19 protein-coding genes and 1 riboswitch are annotated in these 21,495 nt (G+C 57.8%); of the genes, 11 read left to right on the forward strand and 8 right to left on the reverse strand.

Annotation, left to right across the window (positions count from 1 at the left end; all coding sequences use genetic code 11):
* Positions 1 to 65: 65 nt before the first annotated feature.
* The 5 genes from AC2FHW_RS14720 to AC2FHW_RS14740 are packed head-to-tail and all read left to right on the forward strand — an operon-like array spanning position 66 to position 6,384.
* A complete protein-coding gene (locus AC2FHW_RS14720; RefSeq protein WP_496822133.1) occupies positions 66 to 1,904 on the forward strand; it encodes an ABC transporter ATP-binding protein in 1,839 nt (612 codons plus the stop codon).
* Positions 1,901 to 3,733 carry an ABC transporter ATP-binding protein gene (locus AC2FHW_RS14725; RefSeq protein WP_496822135.1) on the forward strand — a complete coding sequence of 611 codons (1,833 nt, stop codon included), beginning with the start codon at positions 1,901 to 1,903 and terminating at the stop codon, positions 3,731 to 3,733. The genes AC2FHW_RS14720 and AC2FHW_RS14725 overlap by 4 nt, the downstream gene beginning before the upstream one ends.
* A gap of 38 nt (positions 3,734 to 3,771) precedes the next feature.
* Complete coding sequence (locus AC2FHW_RS14730) at positions 3,772 to 5,001, forward strand: class I SAM-dependent RNA methyltransferase (RefSeq protein WP_271950581.1); 1,230 nt, start codon at positions 3,772 to 3,774, stop codon at positions 4,999 to 5,001.
* Positions 5,002 to 5,021: 20 nt separating this feature from the next.
* A complete protein-coding gene (locus AC2FHW_RS14735) occupies positions 5,022 to 5,807 on the forward strand; it encodes an ion transporter (protein ID WP_271950705.1) in 786 nt (261 codons plus the stop codon).
* Positions 5,808 to 5,865: 58 nt separating this feature from the next.
* The gene (locus AC2FHW_RS14740; RefSeq protein ID WP_142637369.1) at positions 5,866 to 6,384 is read left to right on the forward strand and encodes a L,D-transpeptidase family protein; all 519 of its coding nucleotides are present in this window, start codon (positions 5,866 to 5,868) and stop codon (positions 6,382 to 6,384) included.
* On the opposite strand, the gene AC2FHW_RS14745 is transcribed toward AC2FHW_RS14740, so the two are convergent.
* The 7 genes from AC2FHW_RS14745 to cysQ all read right to left on the reverse strand — a co-directional run bounded on the left by AC2FHW_RS14745 (position 6,368) and on the right by cysQ (position 14,333).
* A complete protein-coding gene (locus AC2FHW_RS14745) occupies positions 6,368 to 7,813 on the reverse strand; it encodes a nodulation protein NodH (protein ID WP_282027497.1) in 1,446 nt (481 codons plus the stop codon). The genes AC2FHW_RS14740 and AC2FHW_RS14745 overlap by 17 nt on opposite strands.
* A 6-nt stretch (positions 7,814 to 7,819) precedes the next feature.
* Positions 7,820 to 9,520 (reverse strand): DUF5927 domain-containing protein, encoded by a 1,701-nt coding sequence (locus AC2FHW_RS14750; RefSeq protein ID WP_496822137.1) that lies wholly within the window; start codon positions 9,518 to 9,520, stop codon positions 7,820 to 7,822.
* A complete protein-coding gene (locus AC2FHW_RS14755) occupies positions 9,517 to 10,503 on the reverse strand; it encodes a glycosyltransferase family 2 protein (RefSeq protein ID WP_496692617.1) in 987 nt (328 codons plus the stop codon). Before AC2FHW_RS14755 ends, AC2FHW_RS14750 begins: the two co-directional genes overlap by 4 nt.
* A gap of 146 nt (positions 10,504 to 10,649) precedes the next feature.
* The gene (locus AC2FHW_RS14760) at positions 10,650 to 11,684 is read right to left on the reverse strand and encodes a glycosyltransferase family 2 protein (RefSeq protein ID WP_496822148.1); all 1,035 of its coding nucleotides are present in this window, start codon (positions 11,682 to 11,684) and stop codon (positions 10,650 to 10,652) included.
* Between the two features lie 19 nt (positions 11,685 to 11,703).
* Positions 11,704 to 12,687 (reverse strand): UDP-glucose 4-epimerase GalE, encoded by a 984-nt coding sequence (gene galE / locus AC2FHW_RS14765; protein WP_496743392.1) that lies wholly within the window; start codon positions 12,685 to 12,687, stop codon positions 11,704 to 11,706.
* Positions 12,688 to 12,735: 48 nt separating this feature from the next.
* Positions 12,736 to 13,536, reverse strand: a complete 801-nt coding sequence (locus AC2FHW_RS14770; RefSeq protein WP_496822140.1) for a 3-deoxy-manno-octulosonate cytidylyltransferase family protein — start codon at positions 13,534 to 13,536, stop codon at positions 12,736 to 12,738.
* A complete protein-coding gene (cysQ, locus tag AC2FHW_RS14775; protein WP_496822141.1) occupies positions 13,536 to 14,333 on the reverse strand; it encodes a 3'(2'),5'-bisphosphate nucleotidase CysQ in 798 nt (265 codons plus the stop codon). Before cysQ ends, AC2FHW_RS14770 begins: the two co-directional genes overlap by 1 nt.
* A 122-nt stretch (positions 14,334 to 14,455) precedes the next feature.
* On the opposite strand from cysQ, the gene AC2FHW_RS14780 reads away from it, so the two are divergent.
* Positions 14,456 to 15,277: an ABC transporter permease gene (locus AC2FHW_RS14780; RefSeq protein WP_496692621.1), complete on the forward strand. Its 822-nt coding sequence runs from the start codon at positions 14,456 to 14,458 to the stop codon at positions 15,275 to 15,277.
* Here AC2FHW_RS14780 and AC2FHW_RS14785 read toward each other — a convergent pair.
* Positions 15,274 to 15,876: an alpha-ketoglutarate-dependent dioxygenase AlkB family protein gene (locus AC2FHW_RS14785; RefSeq protein WP_142637351.1), complete on the reverse strand. Its 603-nt coding sequence runs from the start codon at positions 15,874 to 15,876 to the stop codon at positions 15,274 to 15,276. The genes AC2FHW_RS14780 and AC2FHW_RS14785 overlap by 4 nt on opposite strands.
* Before the next feature lie 211 nt (positions 15,877 to 16,087).
* Here AC2FHW_RS14785 and dnaK point away from each other — a divergent pair, with 211 nt between their 5' ends.
* The 5 genes from dnaK (at position 16,088) to thiS (ending at position 21,493) form a co-directional block, all read left to right on the forward strand.
* Positions 16,088 to 17,995, forward strand: coding sequence for a molecular chaperone DnaK (dnaK, locus tag AC2FHW_RS14790; RefSeq protein ID WP_271950564.1), 1,908 nt, complete (start codon positions 16,088 to 16,090; stop codon positions 17,993 to 17,995).
* A gap of 74 nt (positions 17,996 to 18,069) precedes the next feature.
* Positions 18,070 to 19,218, forward strand: coding sequence for a molecular chaperone DnaJ (dnaJ, locus tag AC2FHW_RS14795; protein WP_142637347.1), 1,149 nt, complete (start codon positions 18,070 to 18,072; stop codon positions 19,216 to 19,218).
* A gap of 165 nt (positions 19,219 to 19,383) precedes the next feature.
* Positions 19,384 to 19,490, forward strand: a riboswitch (TPP riboswitch).
* A gap of 47 nt (positions 19,491 to 19,537) precedes the next feature.
* Positions 19,538 to 20,341, forward strand: a complete 804-nt coding sequence (gene thiD / locus AC2FHW_RS14800) for a bifunctional hydroxymethylpyrimidine kinase/phosphomethylpyrimidine kinase (protein ID WP_271950561.1) — start codon at positions 19,538 to 19,540, stop codon at positions 20,339 to 20,341.
* Positions 20,338 to 21,315 carry an FAD-dependent oxidoreductase gene (locus tag AC2FHW_RS14805; protein WP_271950703.1) on the forward strand — a complete coding sequence of 326 codons (978 nt, stop codon included), beginning with the start codon at positions 20,338 to 20,340 and terminating at the stop codon, positions 21,313 to 21,315. Before thiD ends, AC2FHW_RS14805 begins: the two co-directional genes overlap by 4 nt.
* A complete protein-coding gene (thiS, locus tag AC2FHW_RS14810; protein WP_142637341.1) occupies positions 21,299 to 21,493 on the forward strand; it encodes a sulfur carrier protein ThiS in 195 nt (64 codons plus the stop codon). The genes AC2FHW_RS14805 and thiS overlap by 17 nt, the downstream gene beginning before the upstream one ends.
* Positions 21,494 to 21,495: the final 2 nt, after the last annotated feature.

The following is a 21,495-nucleotide window of genomic DNA, read 5'->3' on the forward strand; positions in this document are numbered from 1 at the left end:
GGGGTGGTGTTCTGGCGCCATCTTTTTTCGCATGACTTGTTTTCTGCTCAATCGGAGCACTCTCTATGTTTCGCTATTTCGAAAATCTAGTCGACCCTTTTGTCGACTACGAAGAAACCGACACGCCGCCGACACGGCTGTGGCCCTTTATGTTGAACTATTCCCGCCCTTTTATGCGGGTGTTCTTCTGGGCCGGATTGATTTCGGTCGTGGTGGCCGCGGTTGAGGTCGGTCTGATCTATTATATGGGTCGCGTTGTTGACTTGCTGTCCGCCCCGCCGGACGAAGTTTGGCAGACCCATAGTACGGAACTGATCCTGGTGGCGCTTTTTGTGCTGCTGCTGCGACCCATGCTGCATGTCGTTGACGTGCTGTTGCTGAACAACACGATCCTGCCGAATTTTGGCACTCTGATCCGTTGGCGCGCGCATAAGCACGTGTTGCGGCAATCGGTGGGCTGGTTCGAGAATGATTTTGCAGGCCGCATTGCCAACCGGATCATGCAGACGCCGCCCGCTGCGGGTGAGGCCGTGTTTCAGGTGTTTGATGCGATTTCCTTCTCGCTGGCATACCTGATCGGCGCAGCTATTTTGTTGATGACGGCTGATGCCCGGCTGCTGTTGCCGTTGTTGATCTGGCTCGTGCTGTATGGGTTTCTGGTGCATTGGACGGTGCAGCGGGTGGGGCCGGCTTCGAAGGCGGCCTCAGACGCGCGCTCGGCCGTAACGGGCCGGGTTGTGGATAGCTATACCAATATCCATTCCGTAAAGATGTTTGCCCATGGGGCACAGGAACTGGATTATGCGCGCGAAGCGATCGAGGAAACCCGCCGTACCTTTCAGGCTGAGATGCGGATTTTCACCATCATGGATGCGGTTCTGGTTGCATTGAATGGGTTGCTGATCGTTGGTGTGGTTGGCTGGGCGATTGCTCTGTGGATGCAGGGCAGTGCTACGGTCGGTGTGGTCGCGGCGGCCACAGCCCTGACCCTGCGCCTGAACGCGATGACCGGATGGATCATGTGGGCGCTGACCAGTTTTTTCCGCCAGCTTGGTGTCGTTGCCGAAGGTATGGAGACGATCGCTCAGCCGATCGACCTGTTGGATGCGCCGCAGGCCAAACCCCTGCATCTGTCCAACGGCAAGATCGAGGTTCGTGATCTGTCGCATCATTACGGTCGCAAGACCGGCGGGCTGGACCATATCAACCTGACCATCGAGCCGGGCGAAAAGATCGGTCTGATCGGACGGTCGGGAGCTGGTAAGTCGACCCTAGTTAAGCTCCTACTTCGGTTCTACGATGTGGAGCAGGGGGCCATTTTGATCGACGATCAGGACATTGCCCGGGTCACTCAGGACAGCTTGCGCTTCCATATCGGTATGGTGCAACAGGACAGCGCGTTGCTGCACCGCTCGGTGCGCGACAATATCCTCTATGGCCGCCCCGAGGCTTCCGAAGAGCAGATGATTGCCGCGGCCAAACAGGCCGAGGCGCATGAGTTCATCCTTGACCTGCAGGACCCGAAGGGGCGTACCGGCTATGATGCGCATGTGGGCGAGCGGGGCGTGAAGTTGTCAGGTGGTCAGCGGCAGCGGGTGACGCTGGCGCGGGTGATCCTGAAGGACGCGCCGATCCTGTTGCTGGATGAGGCGACCTCGGCGCTGGATTCCGAGGTCGAAGCATCGATTCAGGAAACGCTCTATGGCATGATGCAGGGCAAATCCGTGATCGCGATTGCCCACCGCCTCAGCACCATTGCCCAAATGGATCGCATCCTAGTGATGGATGGCGGCCGGATCGTCGAGCAGGGCACCCATTCCGAATTGCTGTCACAGGGCGGGCTTTACGCCCAGTTCTGGGCACGGCAATCTGGGGGCTTCCTGAACACGGAGGCAGCTGAGTGAAACTTGCCGATCTCATAGATCCGTTCAAACCCACCGAAACGCCCCCGCCGCAAAGGCTGGGGGCGTTCATTCGCTGGTGCCTGTCCGGAGCTTGGCCGATGATCCTTGTCGCCTCCGTGTTTTCGGCCTCTGCCGGGGCGATGGAGGCCGGAACCGCCTGGATGCTGGGTCTGGTGATCGACATGGCAAATGAAAGCCGGCCGGATGGGGTTCTGACGGCGGACAATCTTTGGATAATTGGAGGGGTCGCCGCATTTTTCATGCTGCTGCGACCGGCGCTGTTTGGTCTTTCGGCCTTTTCCAACAACTATATTGTCATGCCCAATATCCCGCCCCTGGTTCTGGCCAAGCTGAACCGGTGGACTTTGGGTCAGTCTGTGACCTATTTCGACGACGATTTTGCCGGGCGGATCGCTCAGAAACAGATGCAAACTTCGAACGCGATGGCCTCGGTCGTGTCCGAGACGATAAGCGCAATGGTATTTGCGCTGGCGTCTTTGGCAGGGACTTTGCTTTTGTTAGGGTCTATTCATCTGCTGGTCATGCTGCCCTTCGCCGCCTGGTTGGCGGTGTATTTCCTGCTGATCCGCTGGTATTTGCCACGCATCCGGGCACGCTCAGCGGCGCGGGCCGGGGCGCGGGCGATGGTGTCGGGGCAGGTGGTCGACACGATCACCAATATCAAAACCGTCAAGCTGTTCGCCCATTCCGAGTTCGAGGATCAGGCGGCCCGAAACTCGATGGTCGATCTGCGCCACAAGATGCTGGCCTTTGGCAAGCTCTCCGCCAGTTTTAGGTTCATACTGATGGTTCTGGCCGGGGTGTTGCCCGTGCTGCTGCTGGGGGTGACCTTGCTGCTGTGGCGGTCCGGGATGGCCAGCGCTGGTGATATCGTTGCGGCGGGCGCGATGTCCGTGCGAATTTCGCAGATGACAGGCTGGGTCAGTTTCACGCTGATGGGGCTTTATGCCAATGTTGGTGAGATCGAGAATGGCATGAAGACGCTTGCCAAGCGTGACCGGGTCGAGGATGCGGCAGGGGCAGCTAGGCTGAGCGTGCCAGAAGGTCAGATCGAGTTTAACCATGTCAGCTTTGCTTATGGCGGTGACATCGGCGGCGTGACCGACGTGCACATGACCGTACATCCTGGCGAAAAGCTGGGTATCGTCGGGGCATCGGGTGCGGGGAAATCTACGCTCGTTTCGCTTCTACTCAGGCTCTATGAAGGGGAAAACGGCGCAATTCGGATTGATGGGCAGGATGTGTCACAGGTGACGCAGGACAGTCTGCGCAGTCAAATCGGAATGGTCACGCAGGAAACTGCGATGTTCAACCGCTCGGCGCGCGAGAATATCCTATATGGCCGCCCTGATGCCTTGGAAGACGATATGATCGCCGCGGCGCAAAAGGCCGAGGCGCATGAATTTATCCTTGGCCTGCGGGATGCCCATGGTCGCAAGGGCTATGATGCGCATCTGGGCGAGCGCGGCGTCAAACTGAGCGGCGGTCAGCGGCAGCGGATTGCGCTTGCACGCGCCATCCTGAAAAACGCGCCGATTCTGGTGCTGGATGAGGCGACCTCGGCCTTGGATTCCGAGGTCGAAGCCTCGATCCAGACCGCGTTGCATCGGGTGATGCAGGGCAAAACGGTATTGGCGATTGCACATCGGCTGTCGACGCTAAGCGAGATGGACCGGATTGTCGTTCTGGATCAAGGGCAGATCGTTGAAATGGGAAGCCATGACGACTTGCTGGAGCAGGGCGGGCTTTATGCCCGGTTCTGGGATCGCCAATCGGGCGGGTTTATTCAGGCCGCCGCCGCCGAATAAGGGTTTTGTTGTGGGTAAAGCCCAGCTATCAGGCCCTCATGACGCAGCATTACAGCATTTTACGCCTTGGTCATCAGGGCGACGGCATCGCCGCTGGACCGATCTACGCCCCCCGCACCTTGCCGGGGGAGGTGGTCAGCGGGATATTGGTTGGTCAAGTGCTGAGCGACATTCGGGTCGAGACCCCCTCGGACCAGCGGGTCAAAGCACCGTGCCGGCACTACAAAGCCTGCGGCGGATGTCAGCTACAGCATGCCGCGGATGATTTCGTTGCTGATTGGAAGGTTGAGGTCGTGCGCAACGCGCTGGCCGCGCAGGGGCTCGATGCCCCGATGCGGCCGATCCATACCTCGCCGGAACGATCACGGCGACGGGCTACGATTGCGGTTCGACGGACCAAAAAAGGCACTATGGCCGGGTTTCATGGCCGTGCCTCAGACACGATTACCGAAATCTCTGATTGTCATCTGCTTGATCCGGCCCTGATTGCAGCCGTCCCCGTGGCCGAGGCGCTTGCCGTTTTGGGTGGTAGCCGCAAAGGGGCGCTGGCGGTCACGCTGACCCTTTCTGATGGCGGTTTGGATGTCGCCGTCAAAGGCGGCAAACCGCTGGACGGTCCATTGGAACTGGCCCTGGCACAGGCGACCGAGGCACATGGGCTTGCGCGGCTCAGCTGGGATGGCGAGGTGATCGCCTCGCGTCACGCCCCGATTCAGCGATTTGGCGTGGCGGCTGTCGTGCCGCCTCCAGGGGCATTCCTGCAGGCCACGAAGGACGGAGAACAGGCTCTATTACAGGCAGTTCTGCAGGCAACCAAGGGCGCCAAGCGGGTTGTGGACCTGTTTGCGGGTTGCGGGACATTCTCATTGCCACTGGCCGAGGACGCCGAAGTACACGCGGTTGAGGGTGAGGCCCTGATGACCACCGCTCTGGATCAAGGCTGGCGTCGCGCGCAAGGTCTGAAACGGGTCACGACCGAGGCGCGCGACCTGTACCGCCGCCCATTGATGCCTGATGAGCTGAAGAACTTTGACGCGGTTGTCCTGGACCCGCCCCGCGCCGGGGCCGAGGCGCAGGTGGCCGAGCTGGCGCAAGCGCTGCCCCCGGTCATCGCCTATGTCTCATGCAACCCCGTGACCTTTGCGCGGGATGCAAAAAACCTGATTAACGCAGGCTATACCCTTGAATGGGTACAGGTGGTGGACCAATTTCGATGGTCGTCACACACGGAACTTGCCGCGCGGTTTGCACTGAACCCCGCATCATGACCAAACAGGAGAGTTTCAGAATGGGGCTTGCCCAGCGCCTGCATGATATCACTGAAAACCCGACCTTCGGTCGGTTCATCACAGGTGTCATCATCTTCAACGCCATCCTGCTCGGCATGGAAACCTCACCGACGCTGATGGAGGCCGCGGGTCCCTTGATCGTGGTGTTGGACAGCCTTTGCCTAACGATTTTCGTGGCCGAGATTGCGATGAAACTGGTCGCCACAGGGCGCCGGTTCTTTACCAATGGTTGGAACCTGTTTGACTTCATCGTTGTTGGCATCGCTCTGATCCCAAGCGCCGGCGGTCTGTCGGTGCTGCGGGCCTTGCGGATCCTGCGGGTCTTGCGGGTGATCTCGGTCGCACCACGGCTGCGCCGGGTGGTCGAGGGTTTCATCTCGGCCTTGCCGGGTATGGCCAGCGTTTTCCTGCTGATGGCGATTCTGTTTTACATCGGCGCGGTAATCTCGACCAAGCTGTTCTCGGGCACATTCCCGGACTGGTTTGGCGATTTGGGCCTGTCGGCCTATACGTTGTTCCAGATCATGACGCTGGAAAGCTGGTCCATGGGCATCGTGCGCCCGGTGATGGAGGTTTATCCCTATGCGTGGATATTCTTTGTGCCATTCATCATGGTTACGACATTTGCAGTGGTGAACCTGTTGGTTGGTCTGATTGTGAATTCAATGCAGGATGCCCATCACGCCGAGGATGAGGTGAAAACCGATGCCTATCGTGATGAGGTGCTGGAAAGGCTGGAATCCATCGAACGCCGTTTGCTTGAGCAGTCGAACAGCAAAAAGTGATTTCAGTTTTCTGGATTTCTGGCATAATCACAAAAAAAAGCAGAAGCAGGCATTAAACATGGATCGTCGAGCATTTGGAATGGGTGCTGTGGCTACGCTGGGTCTTTCGGCCTGCGCCTCGGCCAACCCCAGATTTCTGGCCTATGATGGCCCCGAGGTGACCTCTATGGTCATCAACAAAAGCGCGCGGAAGCTTTATCTTCTGCACAATGAACATGTCCTCAAGGAATATAAGGTCGATCTTGGCTTTGCCCCCAATGGCACCAAAACAAAACGCGGCGACGGCCGCACGCCAGAAGGCACCTATCTGATCGACCGGCGCAATCCCAAAAGCCGCTATCACCTGTCGCTGGGGATTTCCTATCCGGATTCGAAGGATATCGCAGAGGCCAAGGCTGCGGGCGTTGATCCGGGCGGTGACATTTTCATCCACGGCGAGCCGAAAACCCGGTCCGAGAAAAAGCGAGCCAAGAAGCAATCGGATTGGACGGCAGGGTGCATCGCTGTCAAGAATGAAGAGATCGAAGAGATCTATGCGATGGTGAATCGCGGCACAGTGATTACGCTGCGCCCGTAGCCGGCTTCCAGACGTCAAACCCGAATTGCATATAGTCGCGCTGGTAGGTTTCGGCCGCCAGCGCCTCAAGTTTGGTGTCATAGATATCGCTCAGTGAAAACGGGATATCTGGTCTGGTATTGCCGGGCGCGGGCGGGCTGTCATGACCCAGCCGCCGCGCCAGATTCGGCAGGGCAGTTGCAATTTCTTCCTCGCGCAGGATTAGATCCGGCAGGGCAAAACCGACTACGCCCTCCAACACCTGCGCCTGACTGCACCAAACGCCGTCAACGCGCACAGGGGTTTGTCCCGCCAGGTTTTGCCGCAGGAAGGTCAGAAAAGCCGAGAATGCCTCATAATGCTGCTCGATGGGGTAGTTTTCAGCGCGTAACTGTCCGGGGATCGGAAGCTTGAACCGGTTGCGCAGCATATTGCGGATTTTCAGATAGGCGCCGGGCTCGGTGCTGAGGATATAGGAACAAAAGGCCGAATGTGCGCGTACCAGCGGGTGCCGCACCACGGTGAATTTGCGATGCCCCGGATGATCCTGTAACCACTGGCGGGTCTTTTTGCGGTTTTGATCAGTGATCAGGTCATCCGCACTGATTGAATCAAGCGCAGCCATCCATTGCTTCACAACCCCTTCGATGCCGCTCCGCACGGGCAGATACATTAACGGGGTTTTCGGCGTGGCGACATAGGTCGCAACGGCCGCGCCACGCCGGGGTTCAAAATTCGGAGTTCTGTGCAGGCTGAAGCTGTCGATGCGCGACAAGGCCTGTTCGGTCTCATCAGGGTTTGTCACCTTGGACAAGGCCGGCTCAGGGTTCTGGGGTTTGAGCGTGTCGTCGATCGTGGTCAACCGGCCCGATACCCCAAGCCAGGCCGCCAGGCCGTTCAGGCTTTCGAGCCGGTTCAGATCGTCGTAAGCGATGAAAAAGGCGGTTTGCCCGCTGGCCTGAAGATGATGCAGCAAAGTCAGTTGAAAGGCCTGTTGCTGGTCCAGATAGGTTTCGAACTCACGAGGGTTGAAGGCGATCTGCTCGGTGCGCCGCCGTTTGACGTTTTTCAGCTGCCATTGCTTGGTCTCGCGCGCGATCTTCAATGAGATATAGCTGTCCAGAGGGTTGCGCGTCAGAATGATCTTGGCGCAACTCGGGTCATCCAAAACAGGCTCTAACACACGCGGATCGTGGCCCTGGAAAAAGCGAAACCCGTTCATTTCACCGTCAGCTGATCGGATGGCGTTCAGCAGGGTTTTAGGGTCATTGTCGCGTTCTTCGAGAGTGACGCCCAGCAGGCTGTCCCCCTTTAGCCTGCCAATGAAATGAGGATTGAAGGCCTCACCATGGCTGGAGACACCTTCCAATGCGTTCAGATTTGCCTCAAGCAGGTTCGATCCGGTCCGCATGGCGGCAAGTATTACGAAATAGTCGAATTTGGATGACATGAAACGCTATTGCACCAGATATGGTTTTCGATAAGGCCTGAGTTGCCGGCCAAAAATGTCATCGGCTGGAAAATCTCCCATAAGATAAGGGTGCATACCCTGGTTCTTCAGGTTTTGCAGGAACTTCCCGAACCCGGACAGGTCGACCATTGTAGGGGCTTGGGTCAGGTGGCTGGGATTCTGGGATCCGGTTTCTTCCAGAATTGATTGCAGAGGCTCCATCGGAGATTCCACAAACTCGGCCAGCGACCAGGTGCGCACTTTGGCCTTGGTCCAGACCGAAGTTAAAACCTCAAGCTGTTTGGTCTCGATTTGTTGCAGGCGGGCGGCTTCGTTACGGATATCCGCGAAATTTCCATTCGAACGGAACAGTGGAATGGCCCAGGCGCCTGTGACAACGGAAATCTGCGCATTTCTGTCGCGCGCCAGAAACCAGTTGATGTCCTGCGTATCCGTGGGGCCAAATTGAAAGCACTGCTTCTCGCCCCGAGTATTCCAGATCAAGTTCGACAAAAACGCCGTAGGATTATAGTCCCGCAGGCTGGCACAATCGCTTAGTGCGCCGTTGACCAAAGGCGCTCCGCCGGCGAATTCCGCACGTTCGGGACCGAAGAGGTGACCGTGGACCTTTGTTCCGGTGGCTTCCGATAGCCAGGGCTCGAAATCTGCGAACAGTTCGGTAAACCCCTGGAATACCGAATAGGGGAACGACGTCAGTCCGTTTTCGCTGCCGTGGCGGGGAAAGCGGCTTTGCATATACAGGCCATCCCGGCCTCGGGTCCTGCGCTCGACCGCTTTCGAGAATAACCGGTCGATCTTGCCCGGGTTGGGTTCTGTAGGCTTCATCGCCTGTGCCTGGTTGGTCAGAAACGCCTGATAAAGCCGATTGGCCTGGGGCCAGATCTTGCGTGCTACAAAACAGTCCGACCGTCGCAATAGCTGAAGATGATCGTCATAAAAGATATGCGGGCGACCTTGATAATCAAATTTGGACAGCGTCAGGGAGCGACTTTCGATATGTGTTGAATAAAGCCGGGTTAGGGTCTGAAAATAGCTTTCGTCGGGAATCCAGACGCGCCGGAAATAGCGGTCATATGTTTTGCGTTTGGGATCTTGCAGAATGGCCGACAGCGTTTGACGGGTCAGGCACCACCATTGACTGCCCATATGTGGCACCAGACCTTCGGGTATCGACCGTCGGATTCCGATGGTCCGCTGTAGCTTTACGTAAGCGTCGAACAATTTGCGCTGTTTACGCCACGAGAACGGAAATCTCAGCGTAAATCGTTCCTGATCCAGTCCGCCAATCGTCCAGCTTACATCAGCTGTTGTCGCGCTTTCGATAAAGTCGACACGGGGCCGTTCCGCTAGATATGTGACCAGCTCATCGACGGGCCGTAGCGGCAGGCAGGCGCCCGAGGCCAGAAAGATATGGTGTACATCGGGAAAGGCCTTCAGCATCAGTTCAGCCGCTGATTGCGAGGCTGCAACAATGCCCCAACCGCCCCAGTTGCAGGTGTGGCGCTCCGAGAACCGGATCAGAGGTTCGTCCGCACAGGAGGCTACAAAGTCATCAAAAACAGTGTCCGCAACCTTGCGGTCGACATGGATCACCACCGGGCAGCCGGATGCCGCCCAATGGCGCGCGACCTGTTGCGCCCTTGGAAGCGCGGCATGCACCAGCATGATGACGCCAAGGCTGCTCATGCCCAGTTCCCTTTCGACATGAGGCCAAGAATCTCAAGCTGTCGCCAGTTTATATAAGCCTCGGACCAGTCGCACCAAAACACCGGACGGTCGTTCAGCCCTTCGGCATAGGCGCGATATTCGCCGGACCCGCGATAGTGCTGACGCCGCTCCATCTCTTCATGTGCCTTGTCGCCCAAGGTGTTGATCAGCTTGGCATGCAGCAACGCCCCGCTGGTTTTTTCGCCACCCCAATCGTCATAGACTTGGTTCAGCCCGCGTGGCAGCAGCGAATGGGTCGAACTGACATAGACATACCGACGGTCCCACTTGACCAGCGGTATCTTGTTCAACGCAGGCGCCTTTTCCGGAGCCTGGCGGAAAAAGACACGGGCGCGCGGCCCACCCTGTATCCAGAGATTCCCGTATTCAGGGTTTTTGCTGATCACATAATTCCCGGCATCGAACCAACGGGCAATTTCGAAGGGGTCTTGCCCTTCACGATAGGGTTCGGCATCTACCGGGCCCTGCGGGTACATGTCGATCAGCATGGTGCCGAAACTGCGGACGGCACAGCCATCAAGCCAGTCGGTCAGGGCACGAATGGGCCGCGTGTCGCAGAACGGATAGATGAAGAACTCATCCGGATCGACCGTCAGAACCCAGTGCCCATCGGCGTATTTGCGCAGCAGATAGTTCGACCAATCAGTGCCATATGTGGCCCGCTTATAGCTGCCGTTGGACTGCCAGACCGATACGTCCGGCTGACTACTCAGAAACTTGCGGGTGCCGTCGTCGCTGTTGTTGTCCACAAACAAAAAGCGATCAACGCCAAGTTTTCGGTAATATTCCAGAAAATAGGGCAGGCGGATTTTTTCGTTTCGCACCACGCTCATCAACAGGATGTCACCGGGTTGAATGGCGTTGGTTTTGTCGGAAACCGCTTCTAATTCGCGCCGTTTGCGAACGCAACGCAACAGGCGGCGCTTGCGCCGCAATCTCATTCGGTATGAATCCAACAGGCTCACGCGACTGCCCAACCTTTGTTTATACGCGAGCATACCCGGGGCCTGAACAAGCCAGAGTGGAGCCGGGCGAATGCCATTTTATGCCACTTTACCATCTAATGAAGCAACGCATTTAAAAGTAGTTAGTCCGAAACGTTGTTTTTCCAGTCAGTTTTGCCCATCAAGCCAAGCTCACACAGTTGGCGCCATCCGATATATTCCACCGATTGTGGATCCCACATGATCGGGCGGTTAATTATGCCGTCATAATAGCTGTCGAACTCCGCCGGGTCGTGAAAATGCTGCGCTCGGGTTTTCTCGATTCTTGATTTGATGACCACCTCGGGCAGGAACTTTGTGTGCAGTAACACGCCTGAAGGGCCGTGGCTCCCCGGTCCGTCATATGTGGCGTTCAAACCTCGGGGCAGGGCGGAATGGCAGGAGTTCACGTAAGCATAGTGCCGCGACCAGCGTACCAGCGGTATTTTGTTCAAAGTTGGTGACCGCTCGGGCCGGTCAGCAAAAAACACGCGCTCCCGTGCACCGCCCTGAACCCAGAGATTGCCCAGCGGCGATTGCCGTTTGGCGCGCAACGGGCCTGGATCAAACCAGCCCAAAACTTCGGTCGGGTCGGTCCCGGGGTCATAGGGCTGTGTGCCGAGCTGTTCTTTGGGGTACAGGTCCAACATCAAGGCTCCGAAAGCGTCGCGCCCCTGTGCCTCTAGCTGTTGGGTCAAATCCTGCAGCGGATGGCTGTCCCATTCGGGATAGATAAGCAACTCATCCGCATCCACCATCAAAGTCCAATGGCCGTGACCAAATCGCATCTGTAGCCAGGTCAGCCAATCCAGCCCGTATCGTGAGGCGCGATAGCTGGCATCGGTTTGCCACAGGGATACATCCGGTTGATCTTTCAGATATGCGACCGAGCCATCAACGCTGCCGTTGTCCACGATCAGAAAATGATCAACGCCCAGCGACCGGTAGTGATGGAAATACCAGGGCAGGCGCGTGATTTCATTTCGCAGGGTGGTAAAGACCAGTATCGCACCCGGGCGTATCTGGTCGGTTCGGTCGACCAGTTGGGTTAACTGATGGCGGCTGCGAAAGGATCGCCACAACAGCCGCCTGCGTTTCAGGCGCAAGCGATAGCGTTGCACCCATCCGATTGGCGGCATGGTATCGCTCACGCGGCCCTCATCTGTCGTAATGCCCGTTCTGATGCCAGCGCCAGGCATCGGCAATCATCGTCTCTAACACGGACCTTTTGGGGGACCAGCCCAGTTCTTGCCCGGCCCGGTCCGAGCCCGAAACCAGCTTGGTGCAATCTCCGGCGCGGCGTGGACCGATTGTATAGGGCACCGCGCGATTGGTGACGGATTTCGACTGTTCGATCACCTCCATCACCGAAAAGCCGGACCCGGTGCCCAGATTGAAAACGCGACTGCCTTTGCCCTGTTCCAGCCAGCGCAGCCCCAGAACATGCGCGTCAACCAGATCGCAGACATGCACGTAATCGCGGATACAGGTGCCATCAGCCGTGTCATAGTCGGTTCCGAACACAGTCAGCCCGTCGCGCTTGCCGTCAATCGCATCCAACATCAGCGGAACCAGATGGGTCTCGGGGCGGTGGAATTCGCCTACCTCTCCGTCCGGATCGGCGCCAGCCACGTTGAAGTAGCGAAAAATCACGTGGTTCATCCCGTGAGCGGCCTGGAAATCACGCAGGATATCCTCGATCGCGCGTTTGGAGGCGCCGTAAGCGTTCAGTGGATTTTGCGGGGTGTTTTCGTCGAGGACCACATTGTCATGTTCACCATAGGTGGCGCAGGTCGACGAAAACACGAAATCCAGACATCCAGCCGCCACGGCGGCCTCGATCAGGGTCAGCGAACCGGTGACATTGTTCGCCCAATATCTTCCGGGTTCGGACATCGCCTCACCCACCTGGCTGAGCGCGGCGAAATGCATCACGGCAGCGGGCTGATACTTGGCAAAAACCTCATCCAACCGCGCCCGGTCCAGCAGATCACCCTGTGCGAACGGGCCAAATTTGACCGCGTCCTGCCAACCGGTGATCAGGTTGTCATAGGTGACAGGTGTGTACCCGGCCAGCGCCAGCGCCTTGCAGGCATGGGATCCGATATATCCGGCACCGCCGGTTACAAGGATATGTGTCATATCAGATCCCGTTATTCCGGTTTTTCAGGGTGCGACAGCCTGCGGCACTCAGTCCAGCCCCATCGCGGCCATCATCTCTTCAAGTTTGGGAACGTCCTGCGGATTGTTTAGTTCCCAGAACTGGCGGCCTTTGGATTCGACCTCAACACACAGAACCTTACGCCCGTTTTCCATGAAACGCAGCTGTTCCAGCCCTTCCAGTTGCTCTAATGGACCGACAGGCCAGGACGGATAAGCCGCCAGCGCGTCAGGGCGGTAGGCATAGACGCCGACATGGTGAAACACCGGCGTTTCCTCCCCACCCGCATAAGTCTGTGAAGTAAAGGGCACGACCTCTTTCGAGAAATACATCGCGCCGTGATCAGCGGCGAAAACGGCGGTTGTTCCACCGACGCGCCCGTGTTTGCGGTCATTCAGCAGGCTGTTGAGTGCATCTCCGTCGCAGCGCAGAACCGGAGTGGCCACCCTGGCCTTGGGTGCGGCACGCAGTCCGGTGATCAGATCTTCGACGAACCAATGCGGGGTCAGCGGTGCATCGCCCTGCAGGTTCACCACGATGTCATAGCTTGCCCCCAGCACATCATGCGCTTCGGCGCAGCGTTCGGTGCCATTGCCACAGGTTTCCGAGGTCATCACAACCTCGGCCCCGAACCCTTCGGCCACCTCGCGAATGCGGTCGTCATCGGTGGCAACCACAACGCGGTCCACGCCCGAGACCGAACTGGCCGCGCGCCATGACCGCTCGATCAGAGTCATTGCATTGCCACTGGCCCCGGTGAGCGGCACCAGAGGTTTGCCCGGATAGCGGGTCGAGGCGTAGCGGGCGGGAATGGCGATCAGAACGGACATCAGGCCTCCTTCAGGTCTACACCCGGAGCGTAGGCGATAAAGAACGGGTTTGCATAGCCGTCCTTGCCATAGGTCAGCGGCGCATGATTGTCGAACCGGACAACTTTGCCGCCCGCACCTGTCAGCACGGCGTGACCTGCTGCGGTATCCCATTCCATCGTGCGGCCAACGCGGGGATAGATATCTGCCTCGCCCGTCGCAATCAGGCAGAATTTCAGCGACGAGCCCGCGCTTTTGCTGTCCTGCACTTGATATTTGTTGATGTAATCGTCGGTCGCCTGGTCACGATGTGACTTCGAGGCCACGACCAAAAGCGCGGAATTGTCTGGGTCAGAGACCGAAATCGGAGTCACGGCGCCGGGTTGATCCTTGTCCAACGCGCCGGTTTCCTCGACCGATTGCCCGTCGGCCAAAGTATAGAACATCCGGCCGCGGGCTGGCGCATAAACCACGCCACGCGTTGGGGTGCCGTTTTCGACCAGCGCGATATTAACGGTGAAATCGCCGCGCCGGTTGATGAACTCTTTGGTGCCATCCAGCGGATCAACGATCAGGAACGTATCGCCTTTTTCAGAATGCGAGGCGGCCTGTTCCTCAGTCACCAGCAGGATATTGGGGAACGCCGCGCGCAGACCGACCGAGATCAGCGCATCGGCGGCCTCATCTGCTTCGGTCACGGGGCTGGCATCGGATTTGACCTTCACGTCAAACCCATCCGAGTTATAGATGTCCATGATCGTATCGCCCGCTTCCAGGGCCAGACGTCGGATGACGGGGATGAGGGCATCATAGGTCACAAAAAAGCTCCGTTCCTGTGATTTGTTGATCGAATAACCTGACGGCCTTATGCTGTGCTGGTTACGGAACGGCAAGAATTTCGTGCCAGATTGCAGGCAATAATACAGGAAAGACGCTTCGGGTGTTTTATTACAAGCGAAACCGGTCGCTTATAGGCGGTGCGTTTACGACGGCGGAACTGGTGTTTCACGCCGTGGTCCGGAATGTCCGATCTCAACACAGCAATGCTGTGCTTTCGGTGCTTATCAATATTTTCCAGGTTCTGGTGCTGGTGAGTGTGTTTTACGTAATCATGTCCCTTCTTGGCGCGCGCGTTGCCAAAATCCGGGGTGAGTTCATTCTGTATCTGCTGTCTGGGGTTTTCCTGTTTCTGACGCACATTAAAGCCGTCGGTTCGGTTTCCGGAGTGGACACGGGTAATAACCCGATGATGCTGCATTCGCCGATGAACATGATGGTCGTGCTTATGGCTGCTGCTTTCGGGTCGCTGTATACTCAGGTTTTGACAATCGTTATCATCCTGTTTGTCTACAGCGTATCGGTTGCTCCGCTGGAAATTCAGGAGCCCGGTGGCGCCTTTGCCATGCTGATGCTGGCCTGGTTCACGGGCTGTGCGGTCGGCGTGGTGTTCATGGCGATCAAGCCCTGGTTTCCGACCACTGCCACGATCATGAGCACAATTTACCGGCGCCTGAATATGGTGTTCTCCGGAAAAATGTTCGTCGGCAATGCGCTGGGCGGGTTCATGTTGACCATGTTCGCCTGGAATCCGTTGTTTCACATTATCGACCAGTGTCGGGGTTTCGTTTTTCGGAATTACTATCCGCGCAATACCAACTGGGAATATCCTGTCTGGGTCGGGTTGGCTCTGTTGTTGATCGGCTTGCTTGGAATTTTCTTTACCCGTCAGCATGTGTCGCAAAGCTGGAGCGCACGCCGTTAACCCGCCACGCGCAAGGTCAGGTTGATCCGCCCGCCCTTTGGCAACAGTTTTGAAGACCCGAAACGAATGCGATCTACCCCGTGATAGGTTAGGCGCGCGGGTCCGCCCATCACAACAACATCGCCCGAGCCAAGCCAGATCGATTCCGTTTTGCCCCCTCGGGTCGTGTTGCCAATGCGGAACAACGCGTCGTCACCTAATGAGATCGAAAGGACCGGCCAGGAAAAATCGGCCTCGTCCTTATCCTGATGCAGGCCCATTCGCGCCCCTTCGCCATAGTAGTTGACCAAGCAACAGTCGGGGTCACGTTCGGGGCTGGCAAGATCGCGCCAGATATCCAGAATGCAGTCTGGAATGGCGGGCCATTCCATACCCTTTGGATGGTGCGGCTGGTACCTGTACCCGTTCTTGTCAGTGACCCAACCCAGCGCCCCGGCCGAGGTCATGCGAACAGACATTTCCTTGCCCGAAGGGGTGGTCGGGCGGAACAAAGGTGCTGATTTCAGAATCGGACGCAACAGCGTGATCAGCTGTGCCTGGGCAGCTCCGTCAAGGTAAGCTTTCCTGATTTCAAAACCGCGTAAAAGCAGCCGCGCCATTCCAGATTCCTCAATCCTTGCCAAAACCTTGCTAAAAAGGCTGCAGATTCCTGAAAACCTGCATTTGTGAATGCTTGCAGGCCCCTGTTCCCGTCCTTATATACGCCGGGACGCGCGATGGTGTAGGACCATTGCGCAAATCAGATCGGGGCCAGATGCCATAACGGGTCGGGCCTCGGGACATCGCCTTGAAGAGAAAGGGATTGAACATATGGGAAAAGTAATCGGGATTGACCTCGGCACCACCAACTCGTGCGTTGCCATCATGGACGGCTCGCAGCCGAAGGTCATCGAAAACGCCGAAGGGGCGCGGACCACGCCCTCGATCGTCGCCTTCACCGAAGATGAGCGACTGGTCGGTCAGCCTGCGAAACGCCAGGCGGTCACCAACCCTGACAACACGGTTTTTGGCGTCAAACGCCTGATCGGTCGTCGTGTGGATGATGCCGAAGTCGAAAAAGACAAGAAAATGGTACCATACGCCATCGTTGATGGCGGCAATGGCGACGCGTGGGTCGAAGCCCGCGGTGAAAAGTACTCCCCAAGCCAGATTTCGGCCTTCACTCTGGGCAAGATGAAGGAAACCGCTGAAAGCTACTTGGGTGAGGAAGTCACACAAGCCGTTATCACCGTTCCGGCCTATTTCAACGACGCACAGCGTCAGGCGACCAAAGATGCCGGTAAAATCGCCGGCCTGGAAGTGTTGCGGATCATCAACGAGCCGACAGCTGCCGCTCTGGCCTATGGTCTGGACAAGGAAGAAACCCAAACCATCGCGGTTTATGACCTTGGTGGCGGTACCTTCGACGTAACCATTCTGGAAATCGACGACGGGTTGTTCGAGGTTAAATCGACCAATGGCGACACCTTCCTGGGTGGTGAAGACTTTGACATGCGCATCGTCAACTACCTGGCGGATGAGTTCAAAAAGGAACACGGTGTCGATCTGTCCCAGGACAAGATGGCGCTGCAGCGTCTGAAAGAAGCTGCGGAAAAAGCCAAGATCGAACTGTCCTCGACCTCACAAACCGAGATCAACCAGCCGTTCATCTCGATGGGCGCCAACGGCCAGCCGCTGCACATGGTCATGAAGCTGACCCGTGCCAAGCTGGAATCGCTGGTTGGTGATCTGATCAAGAAGTCGATGAAGCCCTGCCAGGCTGCTCTGAAAGACGCAGGCCTGTCGGCTGGCGACGTGGATGAGGTTGTTCTGGTCGGTGGTATGACCCGGATGCCGAAAGTAATCGAAGAGGTCACTAAGTTCTTCGGTAAAGAGCCGCACAAAGGTGTGAATCCGGACGAAGTGGTTGCCATGGGCGCCGCCATTCAGGCCGGTGTTCTGCAGGGTGACGTCAAAGACGTTGTTCTGCTGGACGTGACACCGCTGTCGCTGGGTATCGAAACGCTGGGTGGCGTGTTCACCCGACTGATCGACCGCAACACCACGATCCCGACGAAAAAGTCTCAGGTCTTCTCGACCGCCGAAGACAACCAGAACGCCGTGACCATTCGCTGTTTCCAAGGGGAACGTGAAATGGCTGCGGACAACAAGATCCTGGGTCAGTTCAACCTCGAAGATATCCCGCCAGCACCGCGCGGCATGCCGCAGATCGAGGTGACTTTTGACATTGACGCCAACGGCATCGTCTCGGTTTCGGCCAAGGACAAAGGCACTGGCAAAGAGCAGAAGATCACCATCCAGGCATCGGGCGGCCTGTCCGACGAGGACATCGAAAAGATGGTCAAGGACGCCGAAGAGAACGCGGAGGCCGACAAGGAACGCCGCGAGCTGGTCGACGCAAAGAACCAGGCGGAAAGCCTGATCCACTCGACAGAAAAGTCGATGGAAGAACATGCCGACAAGGTTGATCCAACAACCATCGAAGCCATCGAGCTGGCGATTGCCGCGCTGAAAGACGAGCTGGAAACCGAGAATGCCGACAAGATCAAGTCGGGCATCCAGAACGTTACCGAAGCGGCCATGAAGCTGGGCGAAGCCATCTACAAAGCGCAAGCTGAAGACGGCGAAGATGAACCTGCCGCTGCGGATGCTGCACCGGGCGAGGATGACATCGTCGATGCCGAGTTCGAAGATCTGGACAACGACAAGCGTAGCTAACGGGTAACCGGGCCAATTCGGGCCGGTCCGGTCACCGGGCCGGCCCGATTACGTTGAGGCAGAAGGAAATACTGATGTCAAAACGCGACTATTACGATGTGCTCGGCGTATCCAAGGGTGCATCAGCGGACGAGATCAAGAAAGGCTTTCGCAAGAAGGCCAAAGAATTACATCCCGACCGCAACAAGGACAATCCGGAGTCAGAGGCACAGTTCAAAGAAGCGAACGAGGCCTATGACGTCCTGAAAGATGCTGAACGCAAGGCGGCTTATGACAGGTTCGGTCATGCTGCATTCGAAAATGGCATGGGCGGCGGTGGCCGACCTGGCGCTGGCTTTGGTCAGGGCGACTTTTCCAGTGCATTTTCGGATGTGTTCGACGACCTGTTCGGCGATTTCATGGGCGGCCAACGGGGCGGGGGCGGTGGACGTCGTGCCGCACGCGGTTCGGATCTGCGCTATAACCTGCGCGTCTCGCTGGAAGAGGCGTATTCAGGTCAGCAGAAAACCATCAATGTCCCGGCAGCGGTTGCCTGTTCGTCCTGCGACGGATCTGGGGCTGAAGGCGGTGTTGAGCCCACAACCTGTCCGACCTGTTCGGGTATGGGCAAGGTGCGTGCGCAACAAGGCTTTTTCACAGTAGAACGCAGCTGTCCGACCTGTTCGGGCCTGGGTCAAATCGTCAAGAACCCCTGCAAATCCTGTCAGGGTGCGGGCCGTGTTGAAAAAGAACGCGCTTTGTCCGTTAACATTCCAGCCGGTGTCGAAACCGGCACGCGCATTCGTCTGGCCGGTGAAGGCGAGGCTGGAATGCGCGGTGGCCCTCCGGGTGATCTATACATCTTTGTAGAGGTCTCAGATCACAGGCTGTTCGAGCGTGACAGCGTGAACCTCTATTGCCGCGTGCCGGTCAGCATGGCCAAAGCCGCGCTTGGTGGTTCGATCGAAGTTCCGACCATCGACGGTGGCCGCGGGCGTGTGCAGATTCCAGCGGGCAGCCAATCGGGTCGCCAGATGCGCCTGCGCGGCAAGGGCATGCCAGCCCTGCGCGGCGGCGGTGTTGGAGATATGTTCATTGAGCTGGCCGTGGAAACTCCGGTAAACCTCACCAGCCGCCAGAAAGAGCTGCTGCGCGAGTTCGACGACCTGGGTGAAGACAATCACCCGGAATCCAACAGCTTTTTCTCCTCCGTCAAATCCTTCTGGGACGGGATGAAGGGCTGAAGTCTTTTCCCAAAAAAGGGGGCGCTGCCCCCGCGACTCCCCCGAGGTATTTAGGGCCAGATGAAGCAGGTGATCCGCTCTTCATCGGGCTAAAAATACCTCGGAGCGCGAGGCAGAGCCTCGCAAATCTCCGCTTGATTATTGTCGCCGCTCCTGAGATGGTCCGCGCAACCGTTGGGGTGCCTTGTTCGCAAGGCTGAGAGGTGCAGCTGCATCAACCCATCGAACCTGATCCGGGCAATTCCGGCGGAGGGAACGGTCTTATGAATACAGACGTTTTCCATCCTCCGTTGTTGCCCCTAGAAGATGGAGCAACGACATGGCAGCTATTGCCTTGACCATTGCAGGGTCCGACAGCGGAGGCGGGGCCGGAATTCAGGCGGACCTCAAGGCGATGTCTGCGCTGGGCGTTTATGGGGCCAGCGTTATTTCGGCGGTGACTGCGCAAAACACCCTGGCCGTGACAGCCGTTCATGGCATTCCTCTGAGTGTGATCCGCGCGCAAATCGACGCCGTGCTGAACGATCTGGATGTCGGGGCGATCAAGATCGGCATGCTGGCAACCCCCGAGATTATCGAGACCGTTGCAGATGCCCTGTCGGGCTATGCCGGGCCCATAGTTTTGGACCCTGTCATGATAGCGAAATCCGGGGATGCATTGCTGGCGGGTGACGCAATCCAGACCCTCATGGACCTTCTGATACCACGCGCGACTGTTCTGACGCCCAATTTGCCCGAGGCTGCGCGCCTGCTTGGACAGTCCGAAGCGCAGTCTCCGGATGAAATGGTGGTTCAGGGACAGGCCCTTTGCGCAAAGGGGACCGCGTCTGTTTTGATGAAAGGTGGGCATGGTCAGGGCGAGATATGTCATGATCTGTTGGTCGACGGTTCGGGATTGGTGGATGAATTCACAGCGCAGCGCCGGAACACAAAGAACACCCACGGGACTGGGTGTACATTGTCCTCGTCAATTTCCGCCGGGTTGGCCAAAGGTCTGAGCTTGCGGGATTCCGTGGCAGAGGCACATGCTTATTTGCAAGGCGCTATCGCCCAGGCTGATGGGCTGTGCGTGGGTCAGGGCCATGGTCCGGTGCATCATTTCCATCGGGTCTGGTCGGCGTGACGATCTGGTCTGTCATAGGGGCAGGCGTGGCCGGTTTGGCTGTTGCGTCCGAATTGGCCCATCGCGGCGCACGGGTGCAGGTCTTTGACCCCGCCGGCCTGCCGGGTCCGCATGGCTGTTCTTGGTGGGCCGGGGGAATGCTGGCCCCGTGGTGCGAGTTCGAAAATGCCGAAGAGCCGGTCTTGCGCCTGGGGCAGGGTGCTTTTGACTGGTGGGCGACCCGGACCAAGGTTCATCTGCGCGGTACTTTGGTCGTTTGCGGTGCGCGCGACTTGCCGGATTTGCGTCGATTTGGTCGTCGAACGCAGGGGCATCATGAGGTAGATCAGCAGGAATTAGCCGCATTAGAGCCTGATCTACATGGTTTCGGCAACGGTCTGTATTTCAAGGACGAAGCCCATATAGACCCACGCATGGCGCTGCAGGATGTCTTCGACAATCTTATCGCGCGGGGCGTTGCCTTTCATCGCGAACCCGCCCCTGCTGGGTTGGAGAACGCGATTGACTGCCGTGGTCTTCAGGCGCGGGACGCCTTGTCTGATCTTCGGGGCGTAAAGGGTGAGATGCTGGTGATCCGCTGCCCTGATGTGACGCTGACCCGGCCCGTGCGCCTGTTGCATCCCCGGATGCCGCTTTACATCGTGCCGCGTGGCGATGGCATCTACATGCTGGGCGCGACGATGATTGAATCCGAGGATAAAACCCGCATCACCGCGCGCTCGATGCTGGAACTGCTCAGCGCGGCCTATGCGTTGAACCCCGCTTTTGGCGAAGCCGAGGTGCTAGAGATCGGCGTCGATCTGCGCCCGGCCTTTCCCGACAATCTGCCTCGGATCCGGCGTCGGGGCAGCACGATTTACGCCAACGGGCTGTACCGCCACGGGTACCTGCTGGCACCGGCGCTGGCCCAAGGCGTTGCCGATCTGGCACTTGAACACAAACATTCGGAGATGGTTGATGAAGATCGTGCTTAATGGCGAGCCGCGCGAGGTGCGGGCCGAGACCCTATCGGAATTGCTAATGGAATGCGGCTATTCGGGCCGTGTCGCCACTGCGGTGAACGAAGATTTCGTGCCCTCGGGGCTGCGTGTTGCCCATGCTTTGGTTGAAGGGGATCGGATCGAAATCGTCGCGCCGATGCAGGGGGGCTGAGG

It is taken from the genome of Ruegeria sp. YTSA108 (assembly GCF_059610185.1).